This is a genomic window from Streptomyces sp. NPDC002130, from assembly GCF_040296465.1.
Lineage (GTDB): Bacteria > Actinomycetota > Actinomycetes > Streptomycetales > Streptomycetaceae > Streptomyces.
In genome coordinates, this window is record NZ_JBEOXI010000283.1 from 1 (window position 1) to 9,786 (window position 9,786).

Here is a 9,786-nt window from a genome sequence, read left to right on the forward strand (position 1 = left end):
GCAACCCGCGAGCGCTACGCCCGTCTCAAAGCGGAACGTGATTCCTGGGGGGCGAGCCCCCTGGCATGCCTAGGCCGAAGCCGGCGGGTACAAGGAACGGGGCAGTTGCGAAGCCGCCGGCCCGTCCAGCAGCCACAGCGTCCTGCTCCTGCCGTACGCCCCCGCCGCCGGCGCCTGGATCTCGCCCGCGCCCGAGAGGGCGATCGCGGCCGCCTGTGCCTTGTCCTCCCCGGCCGCGAGAAGCCACACCTCACGGGCGGCGCGAATCGCCGGGAGCGTCAGCGTCACCCGGGTAGGCGGCGGCTTGGGCGCGCCGTGGACGCCGACGACCGTGCGTTCGGTCTCCCGCACCGCCGGCAACTCCGGGAACAGCGACGCCACATGCGTGTCCGGCCCGACGCCCAGCATCAGCACGTCGAACGTCGGCACGGGACCGTGGTTCTCCGGGCCCGCCGCCCGCGCCAGTTCCTCCGCGTACGCGGCGGCCGCCGCGTCCACGTCGGTGCCGTGCGGCCCGTCCGACGCGGGCATCGCGTGCACCCGCTTCGGATCGAGCGGCACCGAGTCGAGGAGAGCCTCCCTCGCCTGGGTGACGTTGCGCTCCGGGTCGCCCTCGGGCAGGAACCGCTCGTCGCCCCACCAGAGGTCGAGCCGACTCCAGTCGATCGCGTCCCGGGCGGGCGCCGCGGCCAGTGCGGCCAGCAGGCCGTTGCCGTTGCGGCCGCCCGTCAGGACCACGGACGCCGAACCCCGGGAGGCCTGCGCGTCCACGATCTTGGTGATCAGCCGGGCCGCCGCGGCCTGCGCCATCAGCTCCTTGTCGCGGTGCACGACCAGCTGCGGTGCCGTACTCACTTGCTCGTCGCCTTCCGTACCGGCTCCAGCGCGGGCGGTTCCCGCCTCACCGGTGCCTGCGCCGTCGCTTCCGCAGCGGGTGCTTTCGCAGCCGCTTCAACGGGAGCGGGGAGGGCGAGTCCTGCCCGCCCTCCACTTTTGGGCACCGACTGCACCGACTGCACCGACGACGAGGACTTCAGCCGGTCCACCCCGTACCGCAGCGCCGACGCGTACGTGTCGTCCGGGTCCAGGCGCCGCAGCTCCTCCGCCATCAGCTCGGCGGTCTCTCTGCGCTTGAGCGCCACCGCCCGGTCCGGCTGGCCCTCGATGGAGAGCGTCGCCAGGGAGCCGTCGGCACGGTCCAGCTTGATCGGGCCGCAGTTGGTGTCCATCCGGACGGCCGTCAGCCCGGGACCGCTGGACAGCGAGCGCTTCACGGGGACGTCCAGCCGGTCCGCGAGCCACATCGCCAGCAGCTCACAGCTCGGGTTGAACTCCTCGCCCTCCACCTCGACGGCCCGGACCTCGCAGGCGACCTGGTCCAGGGCCGCCGCCAGCATGGAACGCCAGGGCGTGATGCGGGTCCACGACAGGTCCGTGTCGCCGGGCGTGTAGGCCCGGGACCGGGTGGCCAGGTCCCGTACCGGCTGCTCGGAGGCGTACGTGTCGGTGACGCGGCGCTGCGCGAGGGCACCCAGGGGGTCCTTCGCCGGGTCGAGCGGCGCGTTCACCGGCCACCACACCACCACCGGGGCGTCCGGCAGCAGCAGCGGCAGCACCACCGACTGGGCGTGGTCCGCGACCTCGCCGTACAGCCGGAGCACGACCGTCTCGCCGGTGCCCGCGTCCGCGCCGACCCGGACCTCGGCGTCGAGACGGGACTGCGTGCGGTCGCGGGGCGAGCGGGAGACGCGCTTGATGACCACGAGCGTGCGCGAGGGATGCTCGTGCGCGGCGTCGCTCGCGGCCTTCAGCGCGTCGTAGGCGTTCTCCTCGTCCGTCACGATGACCAGCGTGAGCACCATGCCGACGGCCGGGGTGCCGATCGCCCGGCGGCCCTGCACCAGCGCCTTGTTGACCTTGCTGGCCGTGGTGTCCGTCAGGTCTGTCTTCATGGCCGGCGCCAGCTCCGTCCGTGTCGCTCGAGCATTTCGTCCGCCTCGACGGGTCCCCAGGTACCGGCCTGGTACTGGGCGGGCTTGCCGTTGTTGTCCCAGTACTCCTCGATCGGGTCGAGGATCTTCCAGGACAGCTCGACCTCCTCGGTGCGCGGGAAGAGGTTCGAGTCACCGAGCAGAACGTCCAGGATCAGACGCTCGTACGCCTCCGGGCTCGACTCCGTGAAGGACTCGCCGTAGGCGAAGTCCATCGACACGTCCCGGATCTCCATCGACGTGCCCGGCACCTTCGAGCCGAAGCGGACGGTGACGCCCTCGTCCGGCTGGACGCGGATGACGATCGCGTTGGAGCCGAGCTCCTCGGTGGCCGTGGAGTCGAAGGGGGAGTGCGGGGCCCGCTGGAAGACGACCGCGATCTCCGTCACCCTGCGGCCCAGCCGCTTGCCGGTGCGCAGGTAGAAGGGGACGCCCGCCCAGCGGCGGTTGTCGATCTCCAGCTTGATCGCGGCGTACGTGTCGGTCTTCGAGGAGGCGTCGATGCCGTCCTCGTCGAGATAGCCGATCACTTTCTCGCCGCCCTGCCAGCCGGCCGAGTACTGGCCGCGCACGGTGTCGCGGCCCATGTCCTTCGGCAGGCGCACGGCGCCGAGCACCTTCGTCTTCTCGGCGGCCAGCGCGTCCGCGTCGAAGGAGGCAGGCTCCTCCATGGCCGTCAGGGCCAGGAGCTGAAGCAGGTGGTTCTGGATGACGTCGCGGGCGGCGCCGATGCCGTCGTAGTAGCCGGCCCGGCCGCCGATGCCGATGTCCTCGGCCATGGTGATCTGCACGTGGTCCACCAGGGACCGGTTCCAGATCGGTTCGAACATGGTGTTGGCGAAGCGCAGCGCCAGGATGTTCTGGACGGTCTCCTTGCCCAGGTAGTGGTCGATGCGGAAGACCTGGTCCGGAGCGAAGACCTCGTGGACGACCTTGTTGAGCTCCTCCGCCGAGGCGAGGTTGTGGCCGAACGGCTTCTCGATGATCGCGCGCCGCCAGGAACCGCCCGGCTGGTCGGCCAGCTGGTGCTTCTTCAGCTGCTTGATGACCACGGGGAAGGCCGACGGCGGCACCGACAGGTAGAAGGCGAAGTTGCCGCCCGTGCCCTGTGCCTTGTCGAGCTCGTCGATCGTGGAGCGCAGCCGCTCGAACGCGTCGTCGTCGTCGAACGTGCCCTGCACGAAGCGCATGCCCTGGATGAGCTGCTGCCAGACCTCTTCGCGGAAGGGCGTGCGGGCGTGCTCCTTGACCGCGTCGTGGACCTCCTGCGCGAAGTCCTCGTGTGCCCACTCGCGGCGGGCGAAGCCCACCAGCGAGAAGCCCGGCGGCAGCAGACCCCGGTTGGCGAGGTCGTACACGGCCGGCATGAGCTTCTTGCGGGACAGGTCGCCCGTGACGCCGAAGATGACCAGGCCCGACGGCCCCGCGATACGCGGGAGCCGTCGGTCCGCGGGGTCACGCAGCGGGTTGCTGCTCGACACCTGTTCAGCCCTCCGAGGGGGCGAGGCGCTTGAGCTCGGCCTCGGTCGACTTCAGCAGGTCGGTCCAGGACGCCTCGAACTTCTCGACGCCCTCTTCCTCCAGCAGCCGGACCACGTCGTCGTACTTGATCCCGAGCTTCTCGACCGCGTCGAGGTCGGCGCGGGCCTGCTCGTACGTGCCGGCGACGGCGTTGCCGCGGATCTCGCCCTGCTCCTCGGTGGCGAACAGGGTCGCCTCCGGCATGGTGTTCACCGTGTTGGGCGCGACCAGCTCGTCGACGTAGAGGGTGGGCTTGTACGCCTTGTCCTTCACGCCGGTGGACGCCCACAGCGGACGCTGCTTGTTGGCGCCCGCCTTCTCCAGGGCGCTCCAGCGGTCCGAGGAGAAGACCTCCTCGTACGCCTGGTAGGCCAGCCGGGCGTTGGCGACGCCGGCCTTGCCGCGCGCGGCCTTGGCCTCGTCGGTGCCCAGCGCGTCGATCCGCTTGTCGATCTCGGTGTCCACACGGGACACGAAGAACGACGCCACGGAGTGGATCTGCGACAGGTCCAGGCCGCGCTCCTTGGCCTTCTCCAGGCCCTCCAGGAACGCGTCCATGACCAGGCGGTAGCGCTCCAGGGAGAAGATCAGCGTGACGTTGACGCTGATGCCCAGGCCGATGGTCTCGGCGATGGCCGGGATGCCCGCCTCGGTCGCCGGGATCTTGATGAGCGTGTTGGGCCGGTCCACCAGCCAGGCGAGCTGCTTGGCCTCGGCGACCGTGGCCCGCGTGTTGTGCGCCAGGCGCGGGTCGACCTCGATCGAGACCCGGCCGTCCTGGCCGCCGGTGGCGTCGAAGACCGGGCGCAGGATGTCGGCGGCGTCACGGACGTCCGCCGTCGTGATCATGCGGATGGCCTCTTCGACGGTGACCTTGCGGGCGGCGAGGTCGGTCAGCTGCGTGTCGTAGCCGTCGCCCTGCGAGATCGCCTTCTGGAAGATCGACGGGTTGGTGGTGACGCCCACGACGTGCTGCTGGTCGATCAGCTCGGCGAGGTTGCCGGACGTGATCCGCTTGCGCGACAGGTCGTCCAGCCAGATCGCCACGCCTTCCTCGGAGAGGCGCTTGAGTGCGTCTGTCATGGAAATTCCATCTCCTACGTGTCGTATATGAGCGTCAGCGCTGAGCTGCGGCGATCGATTCCCGCGCGGCGGCGGCCACGTTCTCGGGAGTGAAGCCGAACTCGCGGAAAAGGACCTTGCCGTCGGCCGAAGCACCGAAGTGCTCCAGGGAAACGATGCGGCCGGCGTCCCCCACGTACTTGTGCCACGTGAGACCGATACCGGCCTCCACCGCGACACGGGCCCGGACGGACGGCGGCAGGACGCTGTCCCGGTACCCCTGGTCCTGCTGCTCGAACCACTCCACCGACGGCATGGACACGACGCGCGTGGGCACGCCGGCGCTCTGGAGCTGCTCGCGCGCCTCGACGGCGACGTGCACCTCGGAACCGGTGGCGATCAGGATGACCTCGGCGTCGCCGCCCTCGGCCTCGAACAGGACGTAACCGCCCTTGGCGGCGTCCTCGTTGGGCTCGTACGTCGGCACACCCTGACGCGTCAGCGCCAGACCGTGCGGCTGGCCCTTGCCGAACTCCTTCGTCCAGCGCCTGAGGATCTCGCGCCAGGCGACGGCGGTCTCGTTGGCGTCGGCCGGGCGCACCACGTTCAGACCCGGGATCGCGCGCAGCGACGCCAGGTGCTCGACCGGCTGGTGGGTCGGGCCGTCCTCACCCAGACCGATGGAGTCGTGCGTCCACACGTACGTCACCGGCAGGTGCATCAGCGCCGACAGCCGCACCGCGTTGCGCATGTAGTCGGAGAAGACCAGGAACGTGCCGCCGTAGATCCGGGTGTTGCCGTGCAGCGCGATGCCGTTCATCTCGGCGGCCATCGCGTGCTCGCGGATACCGAAGTGGATCGTGCGGCCGTACGGGTCCGCCTCCGGCAGCGGGTTGTCCGCCGGGAGGAAGGAGCTGGTCTTGTCGATCGTGGTGTTGTTGGAGCCGGCCAGGTCGGCCGAGCCGCCCCACAGCTCGGGGATGACCCCGCCGAGCGCCTGGAGGATCTTGCCGGAGGCGGCACGCGTGGCCACGCCCTTGCCGACCTCGAAGACCGGGATCTTCTCCTCCCAGCCCTTGGGCAGCTCACCCTTGGCGACGCGCTCGTACTCCGCGGCACGCTCGGGGTTGTTGTCCCGCCACTGCTGGTAGGCCTTCTCCCACACCGCGCGGGCCGCCTGGCCCCGCTCCAGCGCCTTGCGGGTGTGCGTGATCACCTCGTCGGAGACCTCGAAGGACTGCTCCGGGTCGAAGCCCAGGACGCGCTTGGTCGCCGCGACCTCGTCGTCGCCCAGCGCCGAGCCGTGCGCGGCCTCGGTGTTCTGCGCGTTCGGGGCCGGCCAGGCGATGATCGAACGCATCGCGATGAACGACGGTCGGTCCGTGACGGCCTTGGCCTTCTGGACCGCCTCGAAGATCGCGGCCGGGTCCAGGTCGCCGTCGGCCTTCGGCTCCACACGCTGCACGTGCCAGCCGTACGCCTCGTACCGCTTGACGGTGTCCTCGGAGACGGCCGTCTCGGTGTCGCCCTCGATCGAGATGTGGTTGTCGTCCCACAGCAGGATCAGGTTGCCGAGCTTCTGGTGGCCCGCGAGGGAGGACGCCTCGGCGGAGATGCCCTCCTGGAGGCAGCCGTCACCGGCGATGCAGTAGATGAAGTGGTCGAACGGCGACTCGCCCTCGGCGGCCTCCGGGTCGAACAGACCGCGCTCGTAGCGGGCGGCCATCGCCATGCCCACCGCGTTCGCGACACCCTGGCCGAGCGGGCCGGTGGTCGTCTCCACACCGGTCGTGTGCCCGTACTCGGGGTGGCCGGGGGTCTTCGAGCCCCAGGTCCGGAAGGACTTCAGATCGTCCAGCTCCAGGCCGAAGCCGGCCAGGTACAGCTGGGTGTAGAGGGTCAGGGACGAGTGGCCGGCGGACAGCACGAAGCGGTCCCGTCCGACCCAGTCGGCGTCCGCCGGGTCGTGTCGCATCACCTTCTGGAAGAGGGTGTAGGCGGCAGGCGCCAGGCTCATCGCCGTACCCGGATGGCCGTTACCGACCTTCTGTACGGCATCGGCGGCCAGGACACGCGCGGTGTCGACGGACCGCTGGTCCAACTCGGTCCACTCGAGGTCTGTGGTGGTCGGCTTGGTGCTCACCCTGGGTCAGGGCTCCTCTCCACATGTCGGATGCCGGTGTATCGGGGCGCCCACCGGCCGCAGTCGAGCCTACCCCCGTGGGACGTGCGTTTTTTCGAGTCACTCCAGAGTGCCGGGACTGATCCCGATCCGCTTCCTGACTGGGCCGTACCGCATTCGACAGGTGAATACGGAGCCGCTCATCCGGGTGCTCAATCGAGCTTCGACGCGCCCTTCGGAAGGTGCCCGCCAACACGAGACGACCCCCGCGAATGTCCGAGTCTGGGCAACGTCTAAAGTGGCGTGGTACGCGCGAGCCTTTACCGGGACTTCACAGCGGTGAGGCTTGCTGGGATGTCTCTGTAGGGGTGTGCGTGACGGCCGTTGAATCCCGTCCAGCGGGGATGCTAGGGGCGGACCAGAGCCCGGCCCACCGGCCGTTCGGGGCCCGTGTCAAGGCGTTCGTGGCTCTCACCAAGCCGCGGATCATCGAGCTTCTGCTGATCACGACGGTGCCGGTGATGTTCCTGGCGCAGCAGGGCGTGCCCGACCTGACACTGGTGCTGCTGACGTGCCTCGGCGGCTACATGTCCGCGGGCGGCGCCAACGCGCTGAACATGTACATCGACCGCGACATCGACGCGCTCATGGACCGCACCTCGCAGCGCCCGCTGGTCACCGGCATGGTCAGCCCGCGCGAGTGCCTGGCCTTCGGCATCACGCTGGCCGTCGCCTCGACGCTGCTGTTCGGCCTCACCGTGAACTGGCTGAGCGCCTGGCTCGCGCTCGGCGCGCTCCTCTTCTACGTCGTCGTCTACACGATGATCCTCAAGCGCCGTACCTCGCAGAACATCGTGTGGGGCGGCATCGCCGGCTGCCTTCCGGTGCTGATCGGCTGGTCCTCGGTCACGAACTCGATGTCCTGGGCGCCGGTCATCCTCTTCATGGTCATGTTCTTCTGGACGCCGCCGCACTACTGGCCGCTGTCCATGAAGGTCAAGGAGGACTACGCGCGCGTGGGCGTGCCCATGCTGCCGGTGGTCGCCTCCAACAAGGTGGTCGCCAAGCAGATCGTGATCTACAGCTGGGTCATGGTCGGCGTCTCGCTCCTCCTCACCCCTCTCGGCTACACCGGCTGGTTCTACACCTCGGTGGCCCTGCTGGCGGGCGGCTTCTGGCTCTGGGAGGCGCACGGCCTGCAGAACCGCGCGAAGGCGGAGGTGACGGGCGCGAAGCTGAAGGAGATGCGCCTGTTCCACTGGTCGATCACCTACGTGTCGCTGCTCTTCGTGGCGGTCGCGGTCGATCCCTTCCTGCGCTGACACCCGGGCGTACGTCACAGAACCCTGCCCTCGCCAGTCGATCTACCGGTGAGTAGCATCCTGGCCATGGCAGACACGCAGCAGGCAGACCCGAAGGCCGAGCGCAAGGCGGCCCGGCTCGCCAAGCAGATCAGCTCCTTCTCCGAGGCCCACGGCGGCGCCGAGGGCCAGGTCGCCTACCTCGGCGAACGCGGCGCCCGCATCGTCCTGGTCGGCGAGGACGGCAACTGGGGCGACCTGGTCGCCCCCTCCTACGAGATCGCCGAGAAGGCCGTGGAGAAGTCGGGCATCACCCGCCACGAGTCCTTCGACGGCGAATTCGCCGCGAAGGTCAAGACGGGCCGCTACGAGTGGACGCGCATGGCGGGCATCCAGGTAGGCGGCCCCAAGAACGACTGACCTCAAGGGGCGCGGGGCTGTATCGATGTGCGGCTCCGCCGCGTGGGCGCGACCAGCCACAACCGGTCCGCAGCCGCCCCGTGACCCGGACCCCCACCCCGGGACCGCGACCTCGACCCCGGTTCACCCGTTAGGACCCTTGGACAACAGGGTCCACACCGGGAGGCCCGGATGATCGAAACGCCGTCACTGGTGGACCAGTACTGCCACGGAGTGCTGCGTACGGAGCTGGGCCTCGGCACCTTCGAGGCCCACCTCAGCCGCACCGAGGGCCCACCCGCCCCCGGCACGACCCTCTTCGACACCCAGACCGGCTTCGCCGTGCGGCGCTGGTGCCCGCCCCTGCTCGGCCTCGAACCCCACTGCGCACCCGCCCGCTACCTGGCCCGACGCCGTGAACTGGGCGTCCTGGAATCCGGCCGCCGGCTCCTGCGCGGCAGCGGCATCACGACGTACCTGGTCGACACCGGCCTCCCCGGCGATCTGACCGAACCCGGCGAGCTGGCCAGCGCGGGCGCCGCCCAGGCCCGCGAGATCGTGCGCCTGGAGCTCCTCGCCGAGCAGGTCGCCGACACCTCCGGAACCGTCGAGTCCTTCCTCGCCAACCTCGCCGAGTCGGTGCACGCGGCCGCCGCGAACGCCGTCGCCTTCACCTCGGTCGCCGGCGTGCGGCACGGCCTCGCACTCGCGCCGGAGCCGCCCGGGCCGGGGGAGGTGCGCGGCGCGGCCGGCCGCTGGCTCGCCGGGCGAGGAGTCGGCGGGGAGCTGAGCGACCCGGTGCTGCTCCGGCATCTGCTGTGGAGCGCGGTCGCCTCGGGGCTGCCGCTCCAGCTGCACGCGGGGCTGGGCGCACCGGGGCTGCGGATCGACCGTACGGATCCAGTGCTGCTGACGGACTTCGTACGGGCCACCGCCGGTCTCGGAACGGACCTGGTCCTGCTGCACGGCTACCCGTACCACCGGCAGGCCGCCCATCTCGCCGGCGTCTTCCCGCACGTCCACGCCGACTGCGGCGCCGCCCTGGTCCGCACGGGCGCCCGGGCCGCGACCGTCCTCGCGGAGATCCTGGAGCTGGCGCCCTTCGGCAAGATCCTCTTCTCCACCGGAGCTCAGGGACTGCCCGAACTGCACGTGGTGGGGGCCCGTCTGTTCCGTGAGGCCCTCGGGCGGGTGCTCGGCACCTGGGTCGCCGAGGGCGCCTGGTCACTGGCCGACGCGCAGCGGGTGGCGGGCATGCTGGCGTCGGGGAACGCGCGCAGGGTGTACGGACTCGACTAGGGCCTGTCGTTTGGATCAGCCCGCAGACGCGGGGCCTGGCACGCGCATCTGCGGCGTTGTCGTCGGTCACCGACGCTCCGCGTCGACTCCC

8 protein-coding genes are annotated in these 9,786 nt (G+C 70.3%); 3 read left to right on the forward strand and 5 right to left on the reverse strand.

What is annotated here, in order from left to right; genetic code table 11:
* Nucleotides 1-69 precede the first annotated feature (69 nt).
* The 5 genes from pgl to tkt are packed head-to-tail and all read right to left on the reverse strand — an operon-like array spanning nt 70 to nt 6,717.
* Nucleotides 70-855 carry a 6-phosphogluconolactonase gene (pgl, locus tag ABT116_RS35095; RefSeq protein ID WP_351642343.1) on the reverse strand — a complete coding sequence of 262 codons (786 nt, stop codon included), beginning with the start codon at nt 853-855 and terminating at the stop codon, nt 70-72.
* Nucleotides 852-1,952: a glucose-6-phosphate dehydrogenase assembly protein OpcA gene (opcA, locus tag ABT116_RS35100; RefSeq protein ID WP_351642346.1), complete on the reverse strand. Its 1,101-nt coding sequence runs from the start codon at nt 1,950-1,952 to the stop codon at nt 852-854. Before opcA ends, pgl begins: the two co-directional genes overlap by 4 nt.
* The gene (gene zwf / locus ABT116_RS35105; RefSeq protein WP_351642349.1) at nt 1,949-3,472 is read right to left on the reverse strand and encodes a glucose-6-phosphate dehydrogenase; all 1,524 of its coding nucleotides are present in this window, start codon (nt 3,470-3,472) and stop codon (nt 1,949-1,951) included. Before zwf ends, opcA begins: the two co-directional genes overlap by 4 nt.
* A 4-nt stretch (nt 3,473-3,476) precedes the next feature.
* The gene (tal, locus tag ABT116_RS35110) at nt 3,477-4,595 is read right to left on the reverse strand and encodes a transaldolase (protein WP_351642352.1); all 1,119 of its coding nucleotides are present in this window, start codon (nt 4,593-4,595) and stop codon (nt 3,477-3,479) included.
* 34 nt (nt 4,596-4,629) lie between these two features.
* Nucleotides 4,630-6,717 (reverse strand): transketolase, encoded by a 2,088-nt coding sequence (gene tkt / locus ABT116_RS35115; RefSeq protein ID WP_351642354.1) that lies wholly within the window; start codon nt 6,715-6,717, stop codon nt 4,630-4,632.
* A 383-nt stretch (nt 6,718-7,100) separates the two neighbouring features.
* Between tkt and ABT116_RS35120 the strand changes: the two genes are divergently transcribed.
* The 3 genes from ABT116_RS35120 to ABT116_RS35130 all read left to right on the forward strand — a co-directional run bounded on the left by ABT116_RS35120 (nt 7,101) and on the right by ABT116_RS35130 (nt 9,695).
* Entirely contained in the window at nt 7,101-8,018 is a 918-nt protein-coding gene (locus ABT116_RS35120) for a heme o synthase (protein WP_351642364.1), read from the forward strand.
* 66 nt (nt 8,019-8,084) lie between these two features.
* Complete coding sequence (locus tag ABT116_RS35125; RefSeq protein ID WP_351642357.1) at nt 8,085-8,417, forward strand: hypothetical protein; 333 nt, start codon at nt 8,085-8,087, stop codon at nt 8,415-8,417.
* Between the two features lie 171 nt (nt 8,418-8,588).
* The gene (locus ABT116_RS35130) at nt 8,589-9,695 is read left to right on the forward strand and encodes an amidohydrolase family protein (RefSeq protein WP_351642361.1); all 1,107 of its coding nucleotides are present in this window, start codon (nt 8,589-8,591) and stop codon (nt 9,693-9,695) included.
* The last annotated feature ends 91 nt before the right edge of the window (nt 9,696-9,786 follow it).